The sequence below is a fragment of the Colwellia chukchiensis genome, assembly GCF_002104455.1.
Classification (GTDB): domain Bacteria; phylum Pseudomonadota; class Gammaproteobacteria; order Enterobacterales; family Alteromonadaceae; genus Cognaticolwellia; species Cognaticolwellia chukchiensis.
In genome coordinates, this window is record NZ_NBOC01000005.1 from 134,209 (window position 1) to 158,653 (window position 24,445).

Annotated in this window: 24 protein-coding genes; 18 read left to right on the plus strand and 6 right to left on the minus strand. The window is 41.7% G+C overall.

The window, feature by feature from the left end:
• Positions 1-46 precede the first annotated feature (46 nt).
• Entirely contained in the window at positions 47-886 is an 840-nt protein-coding gene (locus tag B6K83_RS08260) for a 2OG-Fe(II) oxygenase family protein (RefSeq protein ID WP_085284532.1), read from the minus strand.
• 346 nt (positions 887-1,232) lie between these two features.
• Between B6K83_RS08260 and B6K83_RS08265 the strand changes: the two genes are divergently transcribed.
• The 7 genes from B6K83_RS08265 to B6K83_RS08295 all read left to right on the plus strand — a co-directional run bounded on the left by B6K83_RS08265 (position 1,233) and on the right by B6K83_RS08295 (position 10,289).
• Positions 1,233-1,514 carry a hypothetical protein gene (locus B6K83_RS08265; protein WP_233143855.1) on the plus strand — a complete coding sequence of 94 codons (282 nt, stop codon included), beginning with the start codon at positions 1,233-1,235 and terminating at the stop codon, positions 1,512-1,514.
• A gap of 117 nt (positions 1,515-1,631) precedes the next feature.
• A complete protein-coding gene (locus B6K83_RS08270; protein WP_233143856.1) occupies positions 1,632-4,193 on the plus strand; it encodes an EAL domain-containing protein in 2,562 nt (853 codons plus the stop codon).
• 154 nt (positions 4,194-4,347) lie between these two features.
• Positions 4,348-4,827, plus strand: a complete 480-nt coding sequence (locus tag B6K83_RS08275) for a winged helix-turn-helix transcriptional regulator (protein ID WP_085284450.1) — start codon at positions 4,348-4,350, stop codon at positions 4,825-4,827.
• A 240-nt stretch (positions 4,828-5,067) separates the two neighbouring features.
• Positions 5,068-6,762, plus strand: a complete 1,695-nt coding sequence (locus B6K83_RS08280) for a M28 family metallopeptidase (RefSeq protein ID WP_085284451.1) — start codon at positions 5,068-5,070, stop codon at positions 6,760-6,762.
• A gap of 72 nt (positions 6,763-6,834) precedes the next feature.
• Entirely contained in the window at positions 6,835-7,674 is an 840-nt protein-coding gene (locus tag B6K83_RS08285; protein WP_085284452.1) for an HDOD domain-containing protein, read from the plus strand.
• 216 nt (positions 7,675-7,890) lie between these two features.
• Positions 7,891-9,315 carry a sodium-dependent transporter gene (locus B6K83_RS08290; protein WP_085284453.1) on the plus strand — a complete coding sequence of 475 codons (1,425 nt, stop codon included), beginning with the start codon at positions 7,891-7,893 and terminating at the stop codon, positions 9,313-9,315.
• Between the two features lie 74 nt (positions 9,316-9,389).
• Positions 9,390-10,289 carry a class I SAM-dependent methyltransferase gene (locus tag B6K83_RS08295; RefSeq protein WP_085284454.1) on the plus strand — a complete coding sequence of 300 codons (900 nt, stop codon included), beginning with the start codon at positions 9,390-9,392 and terminating at the stop codon, positions 10,287-10,289.
• 63 nt (positions 10,290-10,352) lie between these two features.
• Here the strand turns inward: B6K83_RS08295 and B6K83_RS08300 are convergent, their stop codons facing one another.
• Both B6K83_RS08300 and B6K83_RS08305 read right to left on the minus strand, forming a co-directional pair.
• On the minus strand, positions 10,353-10,967 hold the full coding sequence (locus B6K83_RS08300; RefSeq protein ID WP_085284455.1) for a LysE family translocator: 615 nt from the start codon (positions 10,965-10,967) through the stop codon (positions 10,353-10,355).
• 27 nt (positions 10,968-10,994) lie between these two features.
• The gene (locus B6K83_RS08305; protein ID WP_085284456.1) at positions 10,995-11,864 is read right to left on the minus strand and encodes a DNA ligase; all 870 of its coding nucleotides are present in this window, start codon (positions 11,862-11,864) and stop codon (positions 10,995-10,997) included.
• A gap of 228 nt (positions 11,865-12,092) precedes the next feature.
• Here B6K83_RS08305 and B6K83_RS08310 point away from each other — a divergent pair, with 228 nt between their 5' ends.
• Positions 12,093-12,632 (plus strand): hypothetical protein, encoded by a 540-nt coding sequence (locus B6K83_RS08310; protein ID WP_085284457.1) that lies wholly within the window; start codon positions 12,093-12,095, stop codon positions 12,630-12,632.
• Between the two features lie 189 nt (positions 12,633-12,821).
• The gene (locus B6K83_RS08315; protein ID WP_085284458.1) at positions 12,822-13,076 is read left to right on the plus strand and encodes a PGPGW domain-containing protein; all 255 of its coding nucleotides are present in this window, start codon (positions 12,822-12,824) and stop codon (positions 13,074-13,076) included.
• 146 nt (positions 13,077-13,222) lie between these two features.
• Here B6K83_RS08315 and B6K83_RS08320 read toward each other — a convergent pair whose 3' ends face one another.
• Both B6K83_RS08320 and B6K83_RS08325 read right to left on the minus strand, forming a co-directional pair.
• On the minus strand, positions 13,223-13,939 hold the full coding sequence (locus tag B6K83_RS08320; protein ID WP_085284459.1) for a DUF3581 family protein: 717 nt from the start codon (positions 13,937-13,939) through the stop codon (positions 13,223-13,225).
• A 128-nt stretch (positions 13,940-14,067) separates the two neighbouring features.
• A complete protein-coding gene (locus B6K83_RS08325; RefSeq protein WP_233143857.1) occupies positions 14,068-14,373 on the minus strand; it encodes a GIY-YIG nuclease family protein in 306 nt (101 codons plus the stop codon).
• A gap of 176 nt (positions 14,374-14,549) precedes the next feature.
• Between B6K83_RS08325 and B6K83_RS08330 the strand changes: the two genes are divergently transcribed.
• The 5 genes from B6K83_RS08330 (at position 14,550) to B6K83_RS08350 (ending at position 19,676) form a co-directional block, all read left to right on the plus strand.
• A complete protein-coding gene (locus B6K83_RS08330; RefSeq protein WP_408607201.1) occupies positions 14,550-15,308 on the plus strand; it encodes a DUF2797 domain-containing protein in 759 nt (252 codons plus the stop codon).
• A gap of 229 nt (positions 15,309-15,537) precedes the next feature.
• The gene (locus B6K83_RS08335) at positions 15,538-16,386 is read left to right on the plus strand and encodes an HDOD domain-containing protein (RefSeq protein ID WP_233143858.1); all 849 of its coding nucleotides are present in this window, start codon (positions 15,538-15,540) and stop codon (positions 16,384-16,386) included.
• Between the two features lie 571 nt (positions 16,387-16,957).
• On the plus strand, positions 16,958-17,296 hold the full coding sequence (locus tag B6K83_RS08340; protein ID WP_085284462.1) for a P-II family nitrogen regulator: 339 nt from the start codon (positions 16,958-16,960) through the stop codon (positions 17,294-17,296).
• Between the two features lie 10 nt (positions 17,297-17,306).
• Positions 17,307-18,572 (plus strand): ammonium transporter, encoded by a 1,266-nt coding sequence (locus B6K83_RS08345; protein ID WP_085284463.1) that lies wholly within the window; start codon positions 17,307-17,309, stop codon positions 18,570-18,572.
• Between the two features lie 180 nt (positions 18,573-18,752).
• On the plus strand, positions 18,753-19,676 hold the full coding sequence (locus B6K83_RS08350; protein WP_085284536.1) for a Dyp-type peroxidase: 924 nt from the start codon (positions 18,753-18,755) through the stop codon (positions 19,674-19,676).
• 19 nt (positions 19,677-19,695) lie between these two features.
• Here B6K83_RS08350 and argR read toward each other — a convergent pair whose 3' ends face one another.
• On the minus strand, positions 19,696-20,169 hold the full coding sequence (gene argR, locus B6K83_RS08355) for a transcriptional regulator ArgR (RefSeq protein WP_085284464.1): 474 nt from the start codon (positions 20,167-20,169) through the stop codon (positions 19,696-19,698).
• Between the two features lie 296 nt (positions 20,170-20,465).
• Between argR and mdh the strand changes: the two genes are divergently transcribed.
• The 4 genes from mdh (at position 20,466) to B6K83_RS08375 (ending at position 24,367) form a co-directional block, all read left to right on the plus strand.
• Positions 20,466-21,401, plus strand: a complete 936-nt coding sequence (gene mdh / locus B6K83_RS08360) for a malate dehydrogenase (protein ID WP_085284465.1) — start codon at positions 20,466-20,468, stop codon at positions 21,399-21,401.
• A gap of 171 nt (positions 21,402-21,572) precedes the next feature.
• On the plus strand, positions 21,573-22,505 hold the full coding sequence (locus B6K83_RS08365; RefSeq protein ID WP_233143860.1) for a collagenase: 933 nt from the start codon (positions 21,573-21,575) through the stop codon (positions 22,503-22,505).
• A 100-nt stretch (positions 22,506-22,605) separates the two neighbouring features.
• The gene (locus B6K83_RS08370; RefSeq protein ID WP_085284466.1) at positions 22,606-23,085 is read left to right on the plus strand and encodes a YcxB family protein; all 480 of its coding nucleotides are present in this window, start codon (positions 22,606-22,608) and stop codon (positions 23,083-23,085) included.
• A gap of 268 nt (positions 23,086-23,353) precedes the next feature.
• Positions 23,354-24,367 (plus strand): Fe(3+) ABC transporter substrate-binding protein, encoded by a 1,014-nt coding sequence (locus tag B6K83_RS08375; RefSeq protein ID WP_085284467.1) that lies wholly within the window; start codon positions 23,354-23,356, stop codon positions 24,365-24,367.
• The last annotated feature ends 78 nt before the right edge of the window (positions 24,368-24,445 follow it).

Consider the following 24,445-nt stretch of genomic DNA (forward strand, 5'->3'; position numbering starts at 1 on the left):
ACACTGTGATGGCTTTTTGTTTGTGGTGGCTTTTTGTTATTGAACGCTATTTTACCCCAAGCTCTTTCAGCCTTTCTAATAAGTAGCTGGCTTGGGTATGTTTTTCTGACAACACCACCTCACTACGCGGGTGTAAAAATAACGGTAAGGAGATGCGTGATTTATTACTACTTTCGCCGGTAGGGTTAATCACCCTATGACTGGTTGATGGGAAATAGCCTTGGGAAGCCTCTTGCAGCATATCACCTATGTTGACAATCAAGTGACCAAAATCACTAGGCACATCTAGCCAGGCACCATCTTTTGCTTGCACTTGTAAACCAGGCTCATTAGCGGCGGGTAATATGGTGAGTAAGTTAATGTCTTCGTGCGCCGCTGCCCGAATAGCGCCGGGCTCTTCACTGCCAGTAAAAGGCGGATAATGGAGAATACGCAATAAGGTATTGGGGGTATCCTTAATCATATTAGAAAGTGGCTCAGCGTAATGTTTGGCTACTTCTGCTGGGCTATACTGCTCAACCCAATCAAGTAATTCGCTTGCCAATTCAGATGCCATATCATAATAGCGTAAAATATCATTTTTTAGTTGTGCTGGAATGCGCCCCCACGGGTAGACGTGGTAGTATTCTTTAATGTCTTTTTTGCTATGACCTTTTGCGGTTTCGGAGATTTCCGGGGCAAAATAGCCATCTTGTTTTTCTGGATCGAAGGCAAACGCTTGCGTGTCACCATGACAAAAAAATTCATACCAATCGCGATATATTTTTTCGACTAACGCTTGTTGAATGGGGTGGTTTGTTAACACACCAAATCCGGTGTGGCGCAAACTCTCAACAAACTTCTTGGCGGCATCTTCAGCACGGTAGTCAACAACTTGAACTTGCATAGCTTCCTCTAGCACTATCATTTTAATTTTTAGCTAGTATATACGCAAAGTCAGGGGATGTGGATGAATTCACACCGATAACACGCGCTGATGTGGTAAAAAATATCAATAGAGTTATTATTTTCGACCGTAAAAATCGGCTGAGCAAGCCAAGTTATTCTCGGTCATTACAGGTAAAAAATTACCGCTAAATGTGTGACAGTATTAGAAATAAAGCTAATTATTCCAGCAAGGTGTGCTAACGTTAAGATTGAGCTAGTGAGAAAAAAAAACACCCGAAAATAGCTGAGTATTAAGCTTAAGGCGCAGTTGATAAATTTTTATAATTAACATGGGGTACAAAATAATGAGGCAGCTTTTAATCATAGCAGGTAGTGTTGTATTGTTTTCTGCTTGTAGTAGCAATGTTAGCTGTGAAGACGTTCGGCTAGCATCAGAGCAAATACAGCAATGCCAAGCACTACAAAAACAAATCAGCAACGCCAAAAACAAACCTTTGATCCGCACTGAACTTGAGCGCAGGTATCAACAAGACTGTGTTGATATCCGCTATTATCGCGATGACAAGCAGGCTGGCGTTTGTGGGAATAAAGGTGCACTTGCTGAAGCACAACAAGTGCAAAAATAAACGAGAACTTAAAGTGACAAAGTGGTTGTTTTTTGATACGTTATCGGATCAAAATTACCAGAGAGCAATAGAGTTGCTTTCCAAGTTGAAACTTTTTATGTGTAGTAAGGTGGAAAATTGACTGATTCATTAGAGCCATTATCAGATGCTAACGCAGACTTGGCAAAAGAATCCATTGCCTTATTGCATCAATATCAGCAACTGCAAGATCGCTATACTGCCTTACTTAAGCTAAATCAGCTTACCTCAGATTGTGCCGATTTAAGTAAACTGTTTACACAAGTTCATCGCGCCATTGCGGCGGTTATGAGTGCTGATAACTTTTATATTGTGCTCTATGATCAAACGCTGTCAACCTTAGATCTGGTTTACCATGTTGATGAAAAAGATCACATGGCACTTGGCGTATACCCGTTAAGTAAATTTGCCGGTTCAATGACCAACTATGTTATTGCAACGGGTAAGGCATTACTGGCGACACCTGAAGTGATTAAATCTTTAGAGGAAGCTAATAAAATAACAGCCGTTGGCACGTCAGGGATTGATTGGTTGGGTGTGCCGTTAATGCATGATGGCTTTGTTATTGGCGTGATGGTGGTGCAAAGATATTCTGCTGATACACGCTACCAAGAATCTGAGCGAGATTTATTAGAATTTACCGCACAGCATATCGTCACCGCTATCACGCGTTTGCAAGATCGAAAACGACTACAAGCGGCGGTAGATGCCCGCACGCGCGAATTAATGCAGCAAATTCGCGATCGTGAAAAGTCTGAGTTATTACAAGAGTCTTTGTATCGCATCTCTGAACTGACCAATGATCCTGACCTCGTTATTGACACCTTTTATCGGCAAGTGCACAACATTATTGGCCAATTAATTAACGCGGAAAATTTTTATATTGCTAAGTACAACGCCAGTAACGACGAGCTTGATTTTGCCTATGTACAAGATCAAAAGGGTGTTAATAGCCATCAATTCTTTAAAAAAAGAAAATTGTCAAATCGCTTTACCGAACTGGTGATCCGCAGTGGCGAAACAGTCTTATTGAGTCAACAAGACATGTTAGCGCTACACGAGCAAGGCAAAACCATTAAGCCAGAGCCGGAAGTAGAGTCTTGGTTAGGTGTGCCACTGATAGATTCAGGTGAGCTCGTAGGGGCTATGGTGTTGCAAAGTTACCATAGTGCTACCCGTTTTACTGAGCAAGACGCCGAATTATTGCGCTTTGTTTCTCGTCATGTTGCCTCTGCCATGCAGCGCCGAGAAGTCGCGGACTATAAACGCAAAGCGCATGAATTACTTGAGCACCAAGTGAAGCTAAGAACCGCAGCACTAGAAGATGAAATTAAGCAAAGAAAAATAGCTGAAGAAAAACTTCAGCATGCCGCCTGTCATGATATTTTAACTGGCTTACCCAATCGTGCGGTATTTATTGACTTATTAAACCATGCCATTGCACGCAGTAAACGCCGGCCATCATTTAAGTTTGCAGTGTTATTTCTGGATTTAGATCGTTTTAAAGTTGTTAACGACAGCCTAGGTCATCATGCGGGCGATATGCTGTTAAAAGAAATCGCAATTGCACTGATGCAGGTGATCCGCGATACCGATACCGTGGCGCGCTTAGGGGGCGATGAGTTTGTTATCTTGGTTGAAGATCTTGAAAGTGATGAGGTAGCACATGAAATTGCTAGTCGCATAACTGAGTTATTATCAGCACCTTTTTATATTGATAATCAGTCAATCTTTATTGGTACCAGTATTGGCGTATTATTTAATAATGCCCGCTATACCAGTGCTGACAACATGCTTAGAGACGCTGATACAGCTATGTACCACGCTAAAGATAAAGGCAAAGGCTGCTATGAAGTATTTGATGCCAGTATGCATAAAAAAGTACAAAACGCGCTGTCGTTAGAAGCCGATATTCGAACTGCCATAGCTGAACAAGAGTTTGTCCCTTACTTTCAGCCAATTATATCCATGACGAGCGGCAAGGTGGTCGGCTTTGAAGCCTTGGCGCGTTGGCATAATGAGCAACGTGGTTTTGTATTGCCCAGTGAATTTATTCCATTAGCTGAAGAAACCAATCTAGTGATGGCTATCGATTTACAAATCTTAGAAAAATCATGCCAACAACTTAAAGCTTGGCAGCAACGCTTTGGTTATCAACATTTATATGTAAGTTGTAATTTCTATTGTAATCATTTTTTTAGCTTAAGCTTACCGCAAGATATTCAAGCCATTATTGATAAAACAGGTGTGAGTCCGCAGCAAGTGCGGGTTGAGATCACTGAACGGGCGTTATTAGAAAATAGTGATGTCGTGCTGAAAAATATGCATGCCTTGAAAAAAATGGGTGTAAAAATATTGTTAGATGATTTTGGCACAGGTTACTCAAGCTTAAGCTATTTGCATCGTTTTCCAATGGATGTATTGAAAATTGACCGCTCGTTTATTGAAAGTGTGCACGATCGCGATAATCATCAAGCCATTATCAAAACCATTATAGATTTAGCTAGTAATTTACAAATGGAAACTGTTGCCGAGGGCATTGAAAACTTAGCTGATGCGCAATTACTAGAAGCGATGGGCTGTATGTATGCGCAAGGCTTTTATTACTTCAAACCCCTGCCAAGTAAAGAAGTTGCCGAAATCTTAGCGAGTAACGTTTAACAGCCCTAACGAAACGTTAATTTATTGGCTGTTTTATGATGCCATTGCGTTAAGTTTGGCTGTTAATTCAAAGATAGCTAGCGTTTTATACTCGCGGCCGGTAATAAAACTTAGTAGACTTGCCAAGAGCCATTAACGATAAATTGACAGCAAGATGACAACCAGCAAGCCTAGAGTATTAGATCGCATAGACTTAACCATTTTAGATATATTACAAAAAAATGGTCGCATCTCCAATCATGCCTTAGCACAACATGTTAATTTAAGTGCAAGTCCTTGCCTTGAACGGGTAAAACGTCTTGAGCAAGACGGCTATATTGAGCGATATGGTGCATTTTTAAATGCCAGTAAATTAAAGTACGGTATGACGGCATTTATTCAAGTTACCTTAGATCGCACCACTGCCGATATCTTTAATAAATTTAGAGCTCAAGTAATTGAAATAAAAGAAGTTGCAGAATGCCATATGGTTGCTGGTGGCTTTGATTATTTGTTAAAAATTCGCTTTAAGGATATGGCCGCTTACCGGGTGTTATTAGGCACAATTGTGGAATTGCCGGGCATATCGCAAACCCATACTTATATTGTCACCGAGCATGTCAAACGCCACTCTGGTGTCCCTATATTCGAATAAGCCAGTCTGCTTGCAAAGTTTATGCAACACTTACAATACGATCGGCTGATTATCGCTAGGCTCAGTAGGCTAGTTTTTTGCGAGGACAGCCGATATAGTGTTGCTTAAATTTGTAAAACAAGCGCAGAAACTTTATGAAGTGTCTTGATTTTGCAGCTAAAAAATTGTTAATGGCTATTTTTTTAATTCGTTAAGTATTAACGGTTAATGTTAGCGTTTGCCATAAGTTATTGAGAAGTTATGAAATTAAATCCAACTACGGTTATTAAGGCGTTCAGCTTTATAGCCTTGTCTAGCCTGTTTTTATCCGCCTGTGATCAACAATCATCTGCGTCAGTTCAAGCAAATAGTGCGCATATGCCTAATGAAGTTAAGGCGGAAAACATCCGAGCCCATATCGAGTTTCTCGCCGATGACACCTTGCAAGGAAGAGATACCGGTAGTCATGGTTATCAAATTGCCGCCAACTATGTAAAATCTTACTTCAAGCAAATAGGATTAACAGCTAAAGGCGCGCAAACTGCCAACCTAGAGGTTGGCTTTGAGCAACCGGTACGTTTTCGCAGAAGCTACCTCGTTGAAGACTCTGCTCAAGCCATTATCCACAGCAGCCAAGGCGACATAGCTTTAGCTTTTAAAAGCGAATTTTTGACGTCGGCCTCCAGTGTTCGTAATGAAAGTGTTATTACCGCAGAGACAGTATTTGCTGGCTATGGGGTGATATCAGAAGAGTTTGGCTACAATGATTATCAAGATATTGATGTAAAGGGTAAAATTGTTGTTGTGTTAACCGGACGTCCCGACGATTTACCGTCAGAAGAGGGCGCTCATATTGGCTCAGGCGCTGAAAAAAGACGTCATGCCGCTGAGCACGGCGCGGTTGGGCTGATCACCATTCATACTCCTAAACGCGAAAAAATACGTAGTTTTGTTAAGTCTGCTAAATATGCAGATACACCACGGTTACATTGGTTAACCAAAGATGACCTGCCGTTTGGCGTGCAAACGGACATCATTGCCAGTGCCTATGTGCACCATGATGCCGCTAAGTCATTGTTTGCTGGTGCTGAACGCTCGTTAGCAGAGCTTTATGCTAGTGACATGAATAATACGGCTATTGCCGGCTTTTTACTTCCTCACCGAGTGACCTTGAAAAACCGCGCGCGCTTCGAAGAAATTAGCAGCCCTAATATAATCGCAACGCTACCGGGTAGCGATGCTCAACTTAAGCATGAATATGTCGTTTATAGTGCGCACCTAGACCATATTGGCGTTAATGCTCACGGTGATGAACAAGATACCATTAATAACGGCGCACTCGATAATGCTTCAGGTGTTGCTATTTTACTTGAAACAGCAAGGCTATTAGCTGAGATGCCAACTAAACCCAAACGCTCTGTGCTGTTTGTAGTGGTAACGGGTGAAGAAAAAGGTTTGCTAGGTTCGAGCTATTTTGCCAATAACCCAACCGTTCCTGCAACAAAGTTGGTGGCAAACGTTAATTTAGATATGCCATTAATTTTATATCCCTTTGCCGATGTCATTGCTTTTGGCTCAACTCATTCAACCTTAGGTGAAATTGTGGCAAATGCTGCTGGCAAGGTCGATATTTCACTGAGTGAAGATCCCATGCCAGAGCAAGCTTTGTTTACTCGTAGTGATCATTACAGCTTTGTGAAAGCGGGTATTCCCTCGGTATTTTTAATGACAGGTTTTAAATCAACCGATGATAGCCTAGATGGTGCGGCAATCTTTGCAGATTTTCTCAAAAATCACTATCACCAGCACAGCGATGAAATTACCTTGCCGATTAATTATGACGCCGCCGCTAGCTTTGCCTTAGTGAATATGATGATAGGCTTAGAAATTGCTAATCAGTCAACGCGCCCGCAATGGCATGAAGGTGATTTTTTTGGTGTAACTTTTGCGCAATAACATTGGCTATCATATAGGCCTGTTACCTAAACTTAGCTATAACCTAGCTTTCAAATAAGGATAGTTTAAACGATGAATGCACTTGACTATGCCATGCAAGCGAATGGCTCTTTCGCGCTGCCTGATGCTTGCTTTAAAGTAAAAGCCTTGATGGAAGATAACGACTCGACTATAGAAGACTTTGCCAATGTGATCAGTGTTGATCCCTCAATGACATCACGCTTATTGCAAATAGCCAACAGTGCTATTTATAGTTTTCCAGGCGAAATAAGCACCATTTCGCGAGCCATTACCATCATAGGCACGCAGGCCATTTATAATATGATGTTAGTGGATGTTGCCGCCACAGCTTTTAAGCACTTTTCTAATCAAGCAATTGATTTAAAACGTTTTTGGAAAATGAGTGTGTTTTGTGGTTTAGCAACAAAAAACTTAGCGATTAGTGCTGGTATTAGGGATATTGAGCGACTTTTTGTTGCCGGCTTGCTACAAAACTTTGGTGAGCTAATTGTCGCTAAAGTAACGCCTGAGTTGGCAAAACAGTGCGAAAATTACCATCAAGACTTATTGCCTTGGCAATTACAGCAGCAAGTGCTTGGTTTGACTTATACTGAAGTTAGTGCTGAGTTACTGAAAATTTGGCAGATCCCAGAGAAAATCATTTTACCGATCCGACATTACAACAATGCTGAAAATATTCAAATCAATAAAGATGTAAAAGTATTGTACTTAGCGTCAAGATTAGCGTTAGTCGCATGTCATCCAGAGCAATTTCACTATGATGACAGTATTGATAGCGCCTTATGTCAGTCATTAGGCATTACCAGTACTGAGCTAGAAAACGCAGCACAGTTTGCCAGTCAAGAAAGTGATAATATTCTCAATATTATGAATGCGAAGTTTTATGGTTAATGGCTAATATCAGTTCAATATAGTATACACTTTGCTAGCCACTGTCGACGACCAATAGAAGACATTGGCTTTAAAGCCTGCTAGCATCGATGCTCTGAACTATCAGAGATTATAATAATAAAATGGGCAAGTTTACCTGTGCTGTCTTAGTAGGCAACTCATTCGGTAACAACAATGATAAAAAGAGTCCCATTACAAAGACAACGAAGGGCGTTTATGAGTACAGATAGAGAAAATTTTAGCTCCCGATTAGGGTTTATATTAGCGGCTGCCGGCTCTGCAGTGGGGATAGGAAATTTAGTTGGTTTTCCCGTTAATGCCGCGAAAAATGGTGGTGGAGCATTTTTATTAATGTACGCCATATTTGTTTTTCTTATTTGTTTGCCGGTGATGATTGCTGAAATGGCGGTCGGACGAAAAACCGCTAAAGAGCCTGTCGGTGCCTACAAGACCTTAAGTGGCGGCAGTCGAGCATGGGGAGCCGCCGGCTTTCTTGGCGTGCTGACCCCGTTTATGATTGCGGTTTTTTATATGGTATTGACGGTGTGGATCTTTGGTTATATTGCCTTAACCCTAACCGGTAACCTAGATTACCTTGCTAGCAGTAATGGCTTTAGCGCCTTTGTAGAAAGCCCGTATATTTTCGCCGGTATGGTAGTGGTTGCAGCCATCGTCAACTTTATTTTGGTTGCCGGCGTGAAAAACGGTATTGAACGCGCGTCAAAAATACTGATGCCAACGCTATTTATTATGTTGTTGGCCATGGTGTTTTATGTTTTAACTTTAGATAATGCCTTTGCCGGTGTGAAATTCTTCTTAATCCCCGACTTTACCAAGTTAACGCCAGCCGTTATTAATGGCGCCTTATCGCAAGCGTTTTTCTCCTTGTCGTTAGGCATGGGTATCTTGATCACCTATGGCTCTTACATCAATCGTAAAACCGATATTGTTGGCTCAGCCAAATTGGTAGCATTAACCGATACTGCGGTGGCATTCACCGCCGGTTTAATGATTTTACCCGCCGTGTTCTCTTTTAACCCTAACGTCAACCCTGCTGAGTTAAGTGATAGTTCGGTATCGTTAATTTTTACCTTTTTGCCGAAGATATTTCTCGCACTGCAGAGTTCGATTGGCTATTTTGGTGCGAGCGCGGTGGCGGCGTTCTTCTTTTTATTAGTGTTCTTTGCCGCTATTACCTCCTTGGTTTCTATTTTAGAAGTGCCAGTGTCATATTTGGTTACAGAGAAAAAACACAGTCGCAAAAAAGCCTTGTCGATACTCTTAATGACTGCCGGTATTTTAACGGTTTTCGCGACGCTTTCATTTGGCATGGTGTCATTCTTTACCGAATTTACGAGTTACGCGGGGGGAGTACGCTCATTTTTTGATGTGGTGTACGATATTTTCTACGACACAATTTTACCTTTGAATGGCTTTTTACTTTGTGTTTTTGTTAGCTACCGTTGGAAAAGGTTGCAGTTGTCAAAAGAAATCGCCCTAGGTAATGACAGCTATCAAGGTTCGTGGATGGAAAAATATATTAATTTTTCATTAAGTACCTTTATTCCATTAATTGTTTTCAGTATCTTCATTAATACCGTAGCGCAAAAGTTTTTTGGCTATAATATTTTTGCAGGATAACTGCGATTGCGTTCATACCTAAGGCGAGATAATTTGTTATTATCTCGCCTTATTTTTTTGCCGATGTTAAACCCATGATTGAGTATATTGCCACCAACACCCTTGACTTTAATGAAAGCCAACGACTTTTTCATGGTCGCGGCCATGCCTATCCCGCGTTATCCCATGTTAATGTTGACTGGCTTGCGCCTGTAATATTAATCACACTTTATCAAGAAGTTTCTGCTGACTGGCTTACAGAGCAAGTGGCACAATTACAAAAACTGACCGATAAATGTCAATCCATTCAAGTGCAGTATCGTTGTCGTAAGTTTGCGCCTTGTCAGCTGTTATGGGGCAAAGAAATTACTCACCTAACCGCCGTTGAGCATGGTTTAAAATATCATATTCAATTAGGTAAGGCGCAAAACTCTGGTTTGTTTCTCGATATGCGCAATGGTCGCCAGTGGGTGCAAACGCACAGTGACAATAAACGGGTATTAAATTTATTTGCTTATACCTGTGCATTTTCTGTTGCCGCTATTGCCGGCGGTGCCAGTAAAGTGGTGAATGTTGATATGAGTAAAAGCTCACTAAGCAAGGGCCGTGAAAATCATCGTTTAAACCAACAAGATCTCAATAAAGTGGCTTTTGAAGGCGTAGATATATTTAAGTCATATGGACGCTTAAAAAAACATGGTCCTTATCAGCTGTTAATCGCCGATCCTCCATCATTTCAAAAAGGCAGTGTTGATATTGCTAAGGATTACAAAAAAATCATTCGTCGTTTACCAGAGTTAATGTCAGATCAGGGTGATATATTGCTGTGTTTAAATTCGCCAGAGTTAAGTGACGCGTTTTTGTTAGCGGAAGTTGCCCGAGAGTGTCCAGCGTGTGAATTTCAGTACCAAATTGAGACACCCAGTGTTTTTAAAGAGGCACATTTAGGCAAAGGGTTGAAGTGTTTATATTTTATTTATAAACCCACATCTTAATTGAAATGTGCTTTATTGGCGTATTACAGCTTTTCATTACTTGCGTGGCGAACAGGTTGGCAATTAATTTAATACCACGCGCGCAGCTAAAACAATTAAAAAGCTGCCGGTGACTTTATCAACGATATGACTATTTTGTCTTAACTTAGCTATGATAGGGCCGCGCGAGATAGTAAACGCGATGATCAGATACCATGACATATCAATGATGCCGACTGTCACTGTCATGATCATTTTTTGTTGCCAACCGGCACCTGGAACGACAAACTGGCTAAATAATGCCAAAAAGAAAATCGCTAACTTAGGATTTAAAAAAGCAATAAGAAAACCATCGCGCCAACCATTAATAGTGCGCTTTTGGTGCTCGGCTGAGGGCTGAAGTTGTAAATGCTGTTGCTTGCTCAGTAATGCTTTAATACCTAAATACAAAAGAAAAGCTGCGCCGGCATATTTTATGATACTAAATAAAGCAGGTGACTGTATGATGAGTAAACCAATACCGGTCGCAGTTATGGCTGCATACAAAGCAACGCCGATACCATGACTGATGGCAGTAGCGTAGCCCTGCGAAGCGCCGCCATTTAAGCTGTTTTGAATCACTAAAGCTAAACTAGGTCCAGGCGATAGCGCACCTAAGATGCATATAACAACAAGTGATAACCATAAGTGAAATTCCATAAAATAAACGGCCTTAGAAAGTTTTGATTAATGATCAATTTTGCTGCGCAGAAAACTAACAAATCTTGGCACACCGCGTGGGGTTTTGCCAAGGTATTTATAGGTTATTATACTGCCAATGGCGGGCGGGTGCTGGCGATCTTGTTTTGAAAACCCTGTGCCTATTTTAAAAATGATGCCCTCTGGTGTCGCGACTTTAATTGCGCCAAGCAAACCTAAATATTTACCTTTGCCCCGAGTATGAGCAATAACTTTAGCCTCGGCATCTTGATACTGTTTTAATTTTAACAGGTTTTTACTGCGACCACTTTGGTGCGTTGCGCTGGCAAGGTGTAGCATTAACCCTTCGCCGTTATTATGAACAATATCACTTAATAATGCCTGTAACGCTTGGTTATCGGATAGCCGACGTTGCGGAACCATTTCAAGGTAAGTTGAGCGGTTATTGCTGACTAACTTTTGCATAGCATGTATGCGAGTGGTGAAGTCACCAGAATGCTGTGGTAGGTCAAAAATCATCAGTTTAAGGTTTTTCCAGCAGCTGCCCGAGCCGGTTTTACGCCGTACACAACCACTGATTTTATCAAACTCACCTTGACTGCTCCACAATTCACCATCCATAGCAAAATTCGGCCAATGCTCAGTAAACCATGAAGGCGCCGATAAGATGTTGCCACGGCGTGTCATCAAGTGTGTACCATCCCAATATCCGCGTACACCATCTAATTTCTCACTGACCCAGTAGTTGTTAATAGCGATGTCTTGCTGATAAAAACTGGCATGTTGTAATTTGGGCTTTATTTGTTCATTAGTAGCATAGCTTGCAGGTTGAACGATAATACAGCTAATAAGGCAGCATAATATGTAGCGCACAATGGCGTATTTATTATTACTCATTTAACACATCCTTGTGGTGTTTATTGATAAAAGGCAATTATTCGCGCTTAGCAAAAATATCGAGCAAGTGCCAGAACAGCTAAGCGACAATGACTCGAGTATAGCGGTATTTACAATTTTTTGTGTGCAAGCTCTTAAGTTTAAGTCAAAGCGAGCGCTGAATTTATTGGCGAAACATCAATACTATTGACTACACTTGGCAGTTAAAGGACTGTGAATGGAAACATAATGATGAAACGGATTTTGCTTTTAATGTTAACTATGCTGCTATTATTTACCGCATTTTCGACACTGGCGGGCAAAAAACAATGCCAAAAATACCGCAAGAAGTTGGACAATGTGCAAGCCTTGCAACGACAGGCAAACTCGCTTAAACGCAGCAATAGCTTGTCGCGTCGAGAGTCAAAAGCCCGTGATACCTGGTGGCGCTGTGAAACCGGAAAACTGAAGGCAAAAACTCAGCAGAAAACCAAGCAAAAAAAGCAGCGAAATGGCAAACAAAAGCATACCTATGCATTAGCGCGCAAGTCAGCGCCAGTGAAGTTACGGTCAAATACTGCCCATAACACTCAGCGAAAATTAGTGCCCTTTGCTAGTCAAGGTGCTGTGGTTGTGCGGGCACCGTATCAAGGTGAAAAATTGCAGGCTTGGTTGGCGTTTTATCGGCCGCAAAAATTCTGTGCAAAACCTAAAACATTAGCCGTATTTAGTCGTTGTGTTGAAGATAGGCGTCGGCAACAATCAATATTTGAAAAAACCACTAAATAGGTGGTGCTTTTAAGCATATTATGGCGCAAAAGTAAAAGCACAAAAAACTAAGTGGTTGATAAGTATACTTAAAGTTTACTTGGAATATCTTTTGCTTTATTGGCGTTAGTTTATTTTTATGCGCATTAAAAAGTGCTGGCTTTGTGCGCACATGACAAACTCATATAGCGACCAGAAAAAGGACAAGAGATGAAACTTCTAGCAGGTAAAAAGTTTAAACGTTTAATAGTGTCAGTTGTTGGTGGCATACTGTTACTGCTTGGTATGATATTTATTTTATTGCCTGGCCCTGCGGTAATTTTTATTCCGTTAGGGTTAGCTCTGCTAAGTTTAGAATATGACTGGGCGAAAATATGGCTCAGGAAATGCCAAAGCTATTTTCGCGCTGCCGCCGTAAAAGCCGATCAAAGCCTTTACTGGTTAAGAAAAAAGCTGACTCGTTAAGGTCAGTGGCGTTAATTAATGACAGACACTGTTAACCGACAGAATAAAACGGGACTCTGATGATAATGGCTAGTCAGGGGGTAAGTAAGGTGTGGTTAAGTAAAAAGCCTAACGTAAATTTGTTAAGCTTATGCTGTTACTTCTACTTAACTTTGCGCAACTAGGTACTGTGCTTTGCTGTCGTTATATTGACTGACAATGTTATCGATTGTGTCTTGGCAATAATCGCGTAAACCGCTCAATAGCATATACTTTTTGCCATGGCCAATCACTTCACCTTGAGCGATTAAATCAAATGATAAACAGGCATTACCACGCTTGCCTTCAATTGTTAGGGTAGTAGAGGAGAGTCGTAATGAAATATCCTCAAAATCAAGTCTGTCGAGCTCAATTGCCATGCTTTCGTACATTATCATTGGGCGAGCTGGGTTGATCATAACCTTATGCTCTTGCATAAGCGCCACTAAAATATGCGGAAAAGTGTGACCAGAAAACTCAACATAAGCACGGGTTAACGCCTCAATAGCTTGGCTACTTTGGGTGTGATCACCGCTCGCCGACATAGATAAGTATTCTTTTTGGTTATCATCGACAATACGCGTATTTTGCTTTACTTCACGAGGCAGTGTCAAAGTCGTGGTATCGGTAACCATACCTGAAAACTTAAAACTCATTTCTTGGTGTAATCCGACGCGCTCTAAAAGTAACGCAAAGAGTAAATCACCGGGCACACAAAAGCGCTTCGCGTCTATGTTATGTAAAGGGTTAAAGTCATCTGCAATTTGCTTTGCAAAGTCACTGGCCTGTTGGCGTGTGAAACTCACCTTATCATTGGAAATATGGCAATATTTTTCTAAAAACATAAATGGTTGTCGTCACTTGTGGCTACTAAAATCGGCGCTATTCTATCAGTATGATGGCTTAAAATCGAAGTTTATTGTTGGATAATTTAGAAAGCAGACCAGTAAATATAAGGGCTATAGCCAAATCATTAGCGAGCTTGTTGTTGTAAGTAATCAGCCACTAATTGCTCTTTATGGCGCTTACTTAATTGCTTGAGTTGATACTCACGCTGGCTTGCCTGTTGACGATTGTTTAAGGTCTCAGCATAAGCCAGTGCTACAGGCCGGCGCACGCGCGTGTATTTCGCTGCTTTTTTATTACAATTATTGTGCTCTGCTAAACGTCGCTCGAGCGAGGTTGTGATGCCAGCATACAAGCTATTATCTGCACAACGAAGAAAATAGACAAACCACATTTTTTCAGCCGCATTTACATGAATCTTTAGGGCTATCATCGCAATTTTCTCGCCGCTTATCGAGGGAAAAATGAATTATTACTAGCTGCTAGTAGGCGATTTTTATATGATGGCCTCAAGAACGAATAACGGATGGGTATATGCTAGACATAGAAACAGGCGCGCTGCGTAAAATGCGTGCTGATTTAGCCGCTGATGGCAGCGTTAACTATCGCATGGTGATCGGCGAGCAAGAATTGGAGTTAAATACACTTATCGGCAAACAGATAACGCTACAATATAGTGGCCATATTGATTGTCAGCATTGTGGTAGAAAAACCAAGAAAAGCTACGCTCAAGGCTTTTGTTTTCCCTGCATGCAAAAACTCGCGCAATGCGATATGTGTATTATGAAGCCTGAAAAATGTCATTTTGAGCAAGGCACTTGTCGTGAGCCAGAGTGGGGAGAGCGTCATTGCATGATCCCACATTATGTTTATCTTGCGAATACCTCAGGTTTAAAAGTTGGTATTACGCGCCATACGCAAATACCCACCCGTTGGATTGATCAAGGCGCTAGCCAAGCCTTGCCAATATTTAAGGTAAGTACTCGCTTACAGTCAGGGTTGGTTGAAGTAGCACTTGCAGAATTTATTGCCGACAAAACCAACTGGCGAACCATGTTAAAAGGCAATGCCGAGCCGTTAGATTTAAAAGCCTTGGCACAAGCGTTAAAACCGAAAATTGCCGAAAAGCTGGCAAGCGTTAGGCTAAAGTACGGTACGGATGCTGTCACTGAGTTAGATGAGGAGGTGATCGATTTACATTTCCCAGTAACGCAGTATTTAAGCAAAATATCATCTTTCAATTTTGATAAAACACCAGAAGTTTCTGGTATCTTAGTGGGCATAAAAGGGCAGTATTTGATTTTTGAAACAGGTGTGATTAATTTACGAAAATTCACCTCGTATCATGTAAGTTTGCACGTTGCCTAAGTGGATCAAAGTTTCTCTGTTGAATTTAAGCTACACTAAAGAAATAGTTAGCGCAAAAATTTAAAGGAAAGCCGCTGATAAGCCATTAGCAAACTCTGTTATACTGCTTATTTTAGGTGTGCACTTGTTGCCAATAGCGCCAACTTTTGACTTATAGCTTTTATCTGTAACACAACTGTGGTGGCGCTTAGTGAGTAAGGGAATAGACAGTAAATTTTCTAGGAACATTATGATGAATGCGAATGATTATGCGCAACAAGCCAGTGAAATATTTATTTTGTCGGACTCATTTGTTCGTATCAAAGAGTTGATTGATGATGAAAGCTCAACCATAGATGATATCGCCGAAATAATTCTACTGGACCCTGCGCTGACCGGCAGTATCTTAAAGTTAGCCAATAGTTCTTTTTTTAATTACCCGGGGAAAATAGATACGGTATCTAAGGCATTGTTAGTTTTAGGTATCACTGAAGTGTATAATTTAGTTATCGCTTTTTTTACCAAAAAAGCCTTTAAAGCGTTAGCACTCGACTCAGATTATCTCGATGATTTTTGGTGCAAAAGTGTCGACTGTGCATTAATTCTTAAATATATCGGAGAGCAGCTTGACGTTGCCAATGCTGAACGTTTATTTATTCTTGGCTTGTTGCATAATTTAGGTGAGCTTGTCATCCAGCAGCTTGCGCCTGAAAAAGGTAATGTTGCCAATAAATATGCCGCACCAGAACTCCCTTGGCAAGCGCAGGTGCAGCAGTTGGGCTTTAGCTATGCAGAGTGCTCTGCAGAGTTATTAAAACAGTGGCAATTGCCCTTTAATATCATCGAGCCGATTCGCCAGCAAGATGAAACAGACTTTAGCTACAGCACAGATGAAACTAAATTGTTGTATATTGCGAAACGAATCATGCTTATGCAATATGAATGTAACTCGCACCCTGATGAATTAATGTTAAGCCCTGAAGTTATGCAGTTGTTTCCGATCACGGATAATATGATCAAAGGTGCCAATGAGTTTTGTGATTTTGAGCGCTTAGCGGTTTTAGCTATCTTAAATCCTGGCGCCGCCATGGTATATTAAAACGATTTTTGCATACTTTTAAGTTTTAGACATAGCCGCCAAGCCTTGCTTTGGCGGCTTTTTTGTTCATTAATGGCTGTTAATATTAGCGCCGCTAATACCTTGCTTAGTCGTCGCCACTAAAGCACTTTCTTAAAATGTCACATCTGCTAGTGTTAGCCATTATTGTGCGGCCGTGCTTTGCGCATCGGCTGAGCGTAATGCAAGATAAGTCAAGCGTAGCCCTGATAATCCAGTTCATTGCAACCAAACAGCGCTTATTATTTTGGGTTAGTGATTGACGAAGAGTTGGCCAATAGCTTACCAGATGATAGTGCCAGTTGCCCTAGAGCAAGCTCAGCCTTTCTTTTATAGCCTCTAAGTCAGACACTGATTAAGCATCAAGGTATCAGTACTCGCGGCAGCTGATATCAATCAATGTCTTGCACCACAATTTCGCAATGGCTTATCTAACGCACAAACTTGGTGCATAAAAAGTTATCTATATATCGTAACCCTTTGTTTTAAATGTATTTATTATTTGGCATGGGCTTTGAATTGCATTAGTTATCAATAATTAAGGGAGAGCAATATGAAGCTAGTCACAGCCATAATAAAGCCGTTCAAGCTCGATAGTGTAAGAGAGGCAATTTCTGAAGTCGGTGTCGATGGGTTGACGGTAAGTGAAGTCAAAGGTTTTGGTCGTCAAAAAGGTCATACCGAGTTATATCGGGGCGCTGAATATCAAGTGGACTTTTTACCTAAAGTTAAGTTGGAAATTGCCACCAACGATGAGCTAGTTCAGCGCTTAATTGACGCGATCAGCACAGCCGCGCATACCGGAAAAATCGGTGACGGTAAAATCTTTGTATATGACTTGGAATATGCGGTGCGGATACGAACCGGTGAGCAAGACGCAGAAGCGATATAGGAGCAAAAGCATGGAACAGAATATTTTTCAATTACAGTTTGCGATGGATACTTTCTATTTTTTAATTTGTGGCGCCCTAGTGATGTGGATGGCCGCTGGATTTTCCATGTTAGAAGCCGGCTTAGTTCGGGCGAAAAACACCACAGAGATATTAACCAAAAATGTCGCACTTTATGCGATTGCCTGCATGATGTATTTATTTATAGGTTATGACATTATGTATGACGGTGGTGTCTTCCTTTCTGGCATTGAAACCTTGGCACCCGAACAAGTGTTAGCTGATTTTTCTGCGCGTGAAGGTGGCTTTAACGGCGCGGCAATATATTCAGCGGCTGCTGACTTCTTTTTTCAGGTGGTGTTTGTTGCAACAGCTATGTCAATCGTTTCGGGCGCGGTAGCAGAGCGTATGAAGTTGTGGGCGTTTTTAACCTTTGCTGTGCTATTAACCGGCATTATCTACCCGATGGAAGGCAGTTGGACGTGGGGTGGTGATGCGGTATTTGGCCTTTATACGCTATCAGAGTTAGGTTTTTCTGATTTTGCTGGCTCAGGTATTGTGCATATGGCAGGCGCTGCAGCGGCACTAGCCGGTGTGCTGTTATTAGGGCCACGGCAGGGTAAATATAGTGCAGATGGCAGAATTAATGCGATTCCTGGTTCCAACTTACCGCTAGCCACTTTAGGTACTTTTATCTTGTGGATGGGTTGGTTTGGTTTTAATGGTGGTTCAGTATTAAAGCTAGGTGACATTAGCAGCTCACATTCAGTTGCTATGGTATTTTTAAATACCAATGCCGCGGCTGCAGCGGGTGCGTTTTCTGCTTTGATTTTTGCAAAAATACGCTTTAAAAAAGCCGACTTAACTATGGTATTAAATGGCGCCTTAGCCGGCTTAGTGGTGATCACGGCTGAGCCGTCAACACCAACCCCCTTGCAAGCGACTCTGTTTGGTGCGCTCGCCGGCGTTGTTGTAGTGTTGTCCATTACCTATTTAGATAAGCTTCGTATTGACGATCCTGTTGGTGCTATATCTGTGCACGGCGTGGTTGGGCTATTAGGCTTGTTATTAGTGCCATTGACGAACTCTAGTTCAACATTGATCGGACAGCTCATTGGTGCCGGTACAATTTTTGTTTGGGTGTTTAGTAGCAGCTTCTTGGTGTGGTTTGCGTTGAAAAAACTGGTGGGGATTCGTGTGAGCGCCGAAGAAGAGTACGAAGGCGTTGATAAATCTGATTGCGGAATGGAAGCCTACCCTGAATTTACCTTAGGCTGATCAGTTGCCGTAGATGCGCACCTAGTCGCTTATAGAATTAGCTAGGTGCGTAGTGCGTGGCAATGGCGTGGCCGAGCGGTCACGAAAGTCGCAAAAAATATTTGTCAAAGTTTTACTGATATTCGCGATAAAATGTGTAAAATTAGGCTATTAGTCAATAGCTTTAAAGTGGGTTGTTACATGGCAAGAGAACAGTTTGGCGTATGCGCGGAGCCTAGTCTGCACGGATATTTTTTATTTTTTAACGCCCTAGACGATAATACGTTATTTTTACGCAAAGCCCTTTCTCGAGTTCCGGCGTTGTTTGATAAATACGCAGAACGTTTTTCTGAGGCAAACTTAGCCGGTGTTGTAGCAATTGGCGCAAACTTTTGGGATGAAATTTATCCGCAAGCGCGTCCCAAACATTTACGACAGTTTCCAGAAATGGCGGTAGAAGACCGTATCGCCCCGTCCAATAGTTATGATCTTTATATTGAAATTCGCAGCGACCGCGCAGATGTTAATCACATAGTGGCCACTAAAGTCTGCCAACTCTTGGCGGATAGCGTGGAGTTAGTTGAGCAAGTAAGAGCATTTCGTTTTCTTGACGGGCGAGACCTAACCGGTTTTGTTGATGGTACAGAAAACCCACAAGGGCATAATCGCCGCCGTGTTGCTCTAGTTAACGAACAGCAAGATCCTGAATTTTCCGCGGGCAGTTACTTACATATTCAGCGTTATCGCCACAACCTTAACTTGTGGAATTCTATGGAAGTTAAAGATCAAGAGGATATTTTTGCTCGCACCAAAGTTAATAATGAGGAATATTCTGAAGAAAATAAAGCCGCGACAGCACATATTAAGCGTGTCAACCTAAAAGACAGTGAAGGTAAGAGTATTGAGATCCTCAGACAGAGCATGCCCTACGGCGATATGAAAGTTCAAGGCTTACTTTTTGTTGCCTATTGTCACTCTCCTGAGCCGTTCGAGCTTATGCTTGAAAGTATGATTGCCGGTGATGCCCATGGGCACAGCGATCACTTGCTAAAATTCACACAAGCAGAAACTGGCGCGGCATTTTTTGCGCCAAGCTTAAATGTGTTGGCGCAGATGGGCGAATAATGTTGTTAGCTTGTGCTCTTTAGCTTAAATTTTTCAAAAACAGCGCTTCAAGTTTTGCTATTGTAAACTTGATATTTTGTACGTCAGTTGGCGCGATAAAAATAGTATCGTCGCCAGCGATAGTCCCTAAAACGCCATCACTTTTGCTTAAGCTGTCAAGTAAGCGTGCAATTAACTGCGCCGCGCCAGGGCTAGTTCGCACGATCACCATGACATCGTTATGTTCGATATCTAAAACCAGCTGCTTTAGTGGGCTTTTCGCCGTAGGTACACCTAATTCTGCGGGCAAACAATACACCATTTCTTGACGCGCATTTCGGGTACGAACAGCACCAAACTTGCTTAACATGCGTGATACTTTGGATTGACTAATATTGTCAAAACCTTGCGCTTTCAATGCGTCTGCAATATCGCCTTGCGAGCTAAATTGCTCTTGTTTTAATAACGCTTTAAATGCCTGTACTAAGGCTGCTTGTTTTTGTTGTCCACTCATAAAGGTTCGCTATCTCGTTAATATTTCACGTGCGCAGGTTGTTAAATAGCCAAGGCAATTACTCACCTAGTATCGATACACTACTATCTCATACCTAAGTATTATTTCATAAATTGCATTATACGTTATCCTTATATGCCATTACAGGTGATTAATCATAAGTTGCGATATCGAACACTGATTTAGTGGATTAATTCAGCGTCAGAATCGCTATATTTATTGTTTTTTGGCTGCTTATACTATATCTTTTGAACAACAAATAATTACGTATTTACTCAAATTTTCGGAGACATGAAATGAAAGTTGCTGTGCTAGGCGCTGCTGGTGGTATCGGCCAAGCGTTATCTTTACTCTTAAAAACTCAATTACCTGCGGGCTCTGAGTTATCTTTATATGACGTTGCCCCTGTAGTACCGGGCGTTGCGGTTGATTTATCTCATATCCCAACGGCAGTTAATGTTAAAGGCTTTGGTGCCGACGACTTAGCCGCAGCACTTTCGGGTGCCGACATTGTTATTATCCCAGCTGGTATGCCACGCAAGCCAGGCATGGACCGTGCAGATTTATTTGCCGTTAATGCTGGCATTATTAAAACCTTAGCCGAAGGCATAGTAGCGAATTGCCCTAAAGCGTTAGTGGGCATTATTACTAACCCAGTTAACGGCACTGTACCTATTGTCGCTGAAGTGTTTAAAAAAGCGGGTACCTATGATAAAAATCGTGTATTTGGTGTAACTACGCTTGATGTGATCCGCTCTGAAGCTTTTATTGCTGAATTAAAAGGCGTTGATGTTAATAGCGTAAAAGTGCCAGTCATTGGTGGTCATTCAGGTACGACAATTTTACCGTTACTTTCACAAGTTGAAGGCGTGACTTTCTCGGAAGAAGAAGTTGCTGCTTTAACGCCGCGTATTCAAAATGCCGGTACAGAAGTGGTTAACGCCAAAGCTGGCGGCGGCTCGGCGACCTTATCAATGGGTGCAGCAGCAGCGCGTTTTTGTTTATCGTTAGTGAAAGGTTTGCAAGGTGAAGATGTTGTTGACTATGCCTACGTTGATGTAGAAAACGGTGATGCGCCATATTTTGCTCATCCGGTACGTCTTGGCGTGAACGGTATAGCCGAAGTATTACCTTACGGTGAGTTAAGTGCTTTTGAAGAAAAAGCAAAAAATGACATGCTAGCCACTTTAAATGCTGACATTCAGGAAGGTGTAGACTTTATTAACGGTTAGTCGCTAGTCGTTTTTAATCTTTGCTTTTTCATGAAAGCCGCGATATGAAAATATTCGCGGTTTTTTTTGTGATAATTGTCGTGCTAGCAAAGGCATTCCAGAATGTTTAAATGAGTTAATAAAAACTATAGTATATTGTATGCAAATTATTAATGACTAACAGGAACTGTCGTGACCATTTCTTCATTATACCGCCATAAAAAGCAACAACTACTTAAAGCAAGTACCGCATTTGTTGCGCTAGCTGCATTTAGCCATAGTGCATTTGCGCATCAAACACAACTGGCCGCTGTTGATAAAGTATTAGCGCAAGTTACTGACTGTAATGCCACAATCGTTATTCGTTCACAAGCCTTAACCGCACAACAACTCGCCAAAGCCTGTCAAACATTAATCGCTCAAGAAGATAACTTTCATCAGGTATTTGCGACTCGAGCAAAGCCGGTTGCAGATGATCATAACCTAAAAATGCGTGCGAATGTTTATGCAAGTCGCGATGACTTTGTTAAGTATGCTGGTGCGCATTTTAATATGCCAACAGATAATGGCGGCATGTATCTTGAGGGCTACCCCGATCGTCCAGGCAACCAAGCGGAGTTTGTCGCTTATCAGCGTGACGGTAAAATTTGGAATTTAGCCCATGAATATATTCATTATCTCGATGGCCGTTTTAATAAATATGGCGACTATTGTAATGGCTTACATGATGATCATGCTGGTCCTGAATTTTGCCCTAGCCCCAACTTACCTTATCCGCATATTGTTTGGTGGGCGGAAGGTTTAGCCGAGTATCTTGCCTGGGGGAAAAGCAACCCTAAAGCTGTGGCATTGGCTGCCACGCAAAACTTTAGCTTAAGTGAGTTATTTAATACCAGCAGTAATGAAAATACGGGTGCCGATCGCGTCTATCGTTGGGGATATTTAGCGGTACGCTATATGATGGAAAACCATCGCGGACAAATTGACGCCATGCTTGAGCGAACGCGCAGTGGTGACTGGTTGGGTTATCAGCGCCTGGTAAAATCTTGGGGGCAGCAATTTGATGCAGACTTTAATCAATGGTTAATGACCTTAAACGCGCCAAAAAATAGCACTGCCTCTTAATGGATTGTTTGGCGAAAGGATAGCTAAAACGCTGGCTATAAATAGCAATTATGATTCGAAGGCGGTAAACTAGGCTTATGTTTACCGCTTTGCATGCGCTATGAATCAGCCTTTTAACTATCAAACAAGCTTTATTCTTGATAAATCCCACTTTATTGAATGTTATGAAGAGTCGGTGCCCGTTTTGCCTTGGCAACGCCGCTATGCTAAAGGCGCAATTTTGCTATTACTTGGTGCACTATTGGTGTTATTCACCGAGTTAAACCCTTATGCTGCTTGGTTTATTTTTTCATTGGGTGTGCTTGAGCTAGTGAGTAGTTACTATCAAAAGCCATGGTGGGTTGCACGGCAAATGTTAAGCAAGGTTGCGAAAGCAGAAGTTAAGCTGAGCATCAATCAAGACGGGTTGCATATTCACTCATTTTATCATGATCATCAGATGCGTTTTGCCGATATTGAGCGAATTGACGCCACCAAACGAGGTTGGCTAATTTATCATAATTCCGTTAAACATTATGTTGCTAATCGCTGCCTGTCAGCACAAGCGCAAGCATTTTTACAATCTCAGGCCAATGGCTAAACTGTCTTATCAAGCTAGCTCTGAGCCTTATAATGTCTCTGCAATAGCCGCTACTGTTGCTAGCATTACGACCCTAGAGCGGCAGTTGTAATACCACTAAGTGCCTGATGATGCAGCTTTAGCGAAGCAGGCATAAAAACTAAAGCTAGATCAAAGTTAAATGAGAATAATTCTCAAAAGCCTTGACAGCCAGCGGTATCTTCATTAGTCTGGCGGAAAATTTTCTAATCTATCTCTAATCTAAATACTGATTATTTAGGCGGTCTTCATGTTTAATAGAATTGGCTTTTATACCTTACTTTTACTGGCTCTTTTTGCCACCAGTATGAATGTTGCAGCGACTGAGGAAGTTAATGTTTACTCTTATCGTCAACCGTTTTTAGTTCAGCCCTTGTTTGATAAATTTACAGAACAAACCGGCATTAAAGTTCAGGTTGTCTTTGCTAAAAAAGGCATGGCGGAACGCTTGGCCCGCGAAGGCGAATATAGCCCTGCTGATATTTTATTAACCACAGATATTAGTCGATTAATTGAGTTACACGATATGGGGCTTTTACAACCGGCTAGTTCACCTGAATTAAGTGAAGCCATTCCTGCACAATTTAAAGCTTCAGACAATACTTGGTATGGCTTAACCACCCGCGTACGAAATATTTATTCCGCTAAGCGCTTAGGCAAAATTGATTTTAATTATGAAGATTTAGCAGATGAAAAATGGCGCGGTAAAGTGTGTACGCGCAGTGGTAAGCATCCGTATAATGTTGCACTGGTTGCCGCTATGATTGCAGAGCATGGTGAAGCGAAAACATTAACTTGGTTACAGCAATTAAAAGCAAATCTAGCGCGTAAGCCCCAAGGTAGTGATCGCGCGCAAGTGCAAGCGATTCATCAGCAACTATGTGATGTCTCTTTAGGTAATAGTTATTACTTTGGTAATATGCTCAAAGATGCCAAGCAAAAAGTGTGGGCTGATGCGGTTTATATCAATTTTCCTAACCAAAATAACCGCGGCGCACATGTCAATATTTCAGGCATGGCGATGGCAAAATACGCCCCCAATAAAGCCAATGCCTTAGCCTTGATGAACTTTTTAGTGTCTGAGCCAGCCCAGCATATGTATGCAGAAACCAATATGGAATACCCTGTGCGTCCCGGTGTTCAACCGTCAAAGCTTGTTGCCTCTTGGGGCGAGTTTAAAGCCGATGACTTACCTTTGGAAGCGTTAGCTGCCCATCGTAAATCGGCATTAAAGCTGCTTGATAAAGCAAAGTTTGATCTCTAAATATAGGCGTTAAGTATTGCACTTGTGAACAGCGGAAATAAAAGCACTAGCTGGAAAGTATTCAGCTGGTGCTGTGCT

What these genes read in the sequence shown, in the direction of transcription:
- B6K83_RS08260 (WP_085284532.1), bottom strand. Translation starts at nt 886, where the DNA reads ATGCAAGTTCAAGTTGTTGACTACCGTGCTGAAGATGCCGCCAAGAAG.
- B6K83_RS08265 (WP_233143855.1), top strand. Translation starts at nt 1,233, where the DNA reads ATGAGGCAGCTTTTAATCATAGCAGGTAGTGTTGTATTGTTTTCTGCT.
- B6K83_RS08275 (WP_085284450.1), top strand. Translation starts at nt 4,348, where the DNA reads ATGACAACCAGCAAGCCTAGAGTATTAGATCGCATAGACTTAACCATT.
- B6K83_RS08280 (WP_085284451.1), top strand. Translation starts at nt 5,068, where the DNA reads ATGAAATTAAATCCAACTACGGTTATTAAGGCGTTCAGCTTTATAGCC.
- B6K83_RS08285 (WP_085284452.1), top strand. Translation starts at nt 6,835, where the DNA reads ATGAATGCACTTGACTATGCCATGCAAGCGAATGGCTCTTTCGCGCTG.
- B6K83_RS08290 (WP_085284453.1), top strand. Translation starts at nt 7,891, where the DNA reads ATGAGTACAGATAGAGAAAATTTTAGCTCCCGATTAGGGTTTATATTA.
- B6K83_RS08295 (WP_085284454.1), top strand. Translation starts at nt 9,390, where the DNA reads ATGATTGAGTATATTGCCACCAACACCCTTGACTTTAATGAAAGCCAA.
- B6K83_RS08300 (WP_085284455.1), bottom strand. Translation starts at nt 10,967, where the DNA reads ATGGAATTTCACTTATGGTTATCACTTGTTGTTATATGCATCTTAGGT.
- B6K83_RS08305 (WP_085284456.1), bottom strand. Translation starts at nt 11,864, where the DNA reads ATGAGTAATAATAAATACGCCATTGTGCGCTACATATTATGCTGCCTT.
- B6K83_RS08310 (WP_085284457.1), top strand. Translation starts at nt 12,093, where the DNA reads ATGATGAAACGGATTTTGCTTTTAATGTTAACTATGCTGCTATTATTT.
- B6K83_RS08315 (WP_085284458.1), top strand. Translation starts at nt 12,822, where the DNA reads ATGAAACTTCTAGCAGGTAAAAAGTTTAAACGTTTAATAGTGTCAGTT.
- B6K83_RS08320 (WP_085284459.1), bottom strand. Translation starts at nt 13,939, where the DNA reads ATGTTTTTAGAAAAATATTGCCATATTTCCAATGATAAGGTGAGTTTC.
- B6K83_RS08325 (WP_233143857.1), bottom strand. Translation starts at nt 14,373, where the DNA reads ATGATAGCCCTAAAGATTCATGTAAATGCGGCTGAAAAAATGTGGTTT.
- B6K83_RS08330 (WP_408607201.1), top strand. Translation starts at nt 14,550, where the DNA reads ATGGTGATCGGCGAGCAAGAATTGGAGTTAAATACACTTATCGGCAAA.
- B6K83_RS08335 (WP_233143858.1), top strand. Translation starts at nt 15,538, where the DNA reads ATGATGAATGCGAATGATTATGCGCAACAAGCCAGTGAAATATTTATT.
- B6K83_RS08340 (WP_085284462.1), top strand. Translation starts at nt 16,958, where the DNA reads ATGAAGCTAGTCACAGCCATAATAAAGCCGTTCAAGCTCGATAGTGTA.
- B6K83_RS08345 (WP_085284463.1), top strand. Translation starts at nt 17,307, where the DNA reads ATGGAACAGAATATTTTTCAATTACAGTTTGCGATGGATACTTTCTAT.
- B6K83_RS08350 (WP_085284536.1), top strand. Translation starts at nt 18,753, where the DNA reads ATGGCAAGAGAACAGTTTGGCGTATGCGCGGAGCCTAGTCTGCACGGA.
- argR (WP_085284464.1), bottom strand. Translation starts at nt 20,169, where the DNA reads ATGAGTGGACAACAAAAACAAGCAGCCTTAGTACAGGCATTTAAAGCG.
- mdh (WP_085284465.1), top strand. Translation starts at nt 20,466, where the DNA reads ATGAAAGTTGCTGTGCTAGGCGCTGCTGGTGGTATCGGCCAAGCGTTA.
- B6K83_RS08370 (WP_085284466.1), top strand. Translation starts at nt 22,606, where the DNA reads ATGAATCAGCCTTTTAACTATCAAACAAGCTTTATTCTTGATAAATCC.
- B6K83_RS08375 (WP_085284467.1), top strand. Translation starts at nt 23,354, where the DNA reads ATGTTTAATAGAATTGGCTTTTATACCTTACTTTTACTGGCTCTTTTT.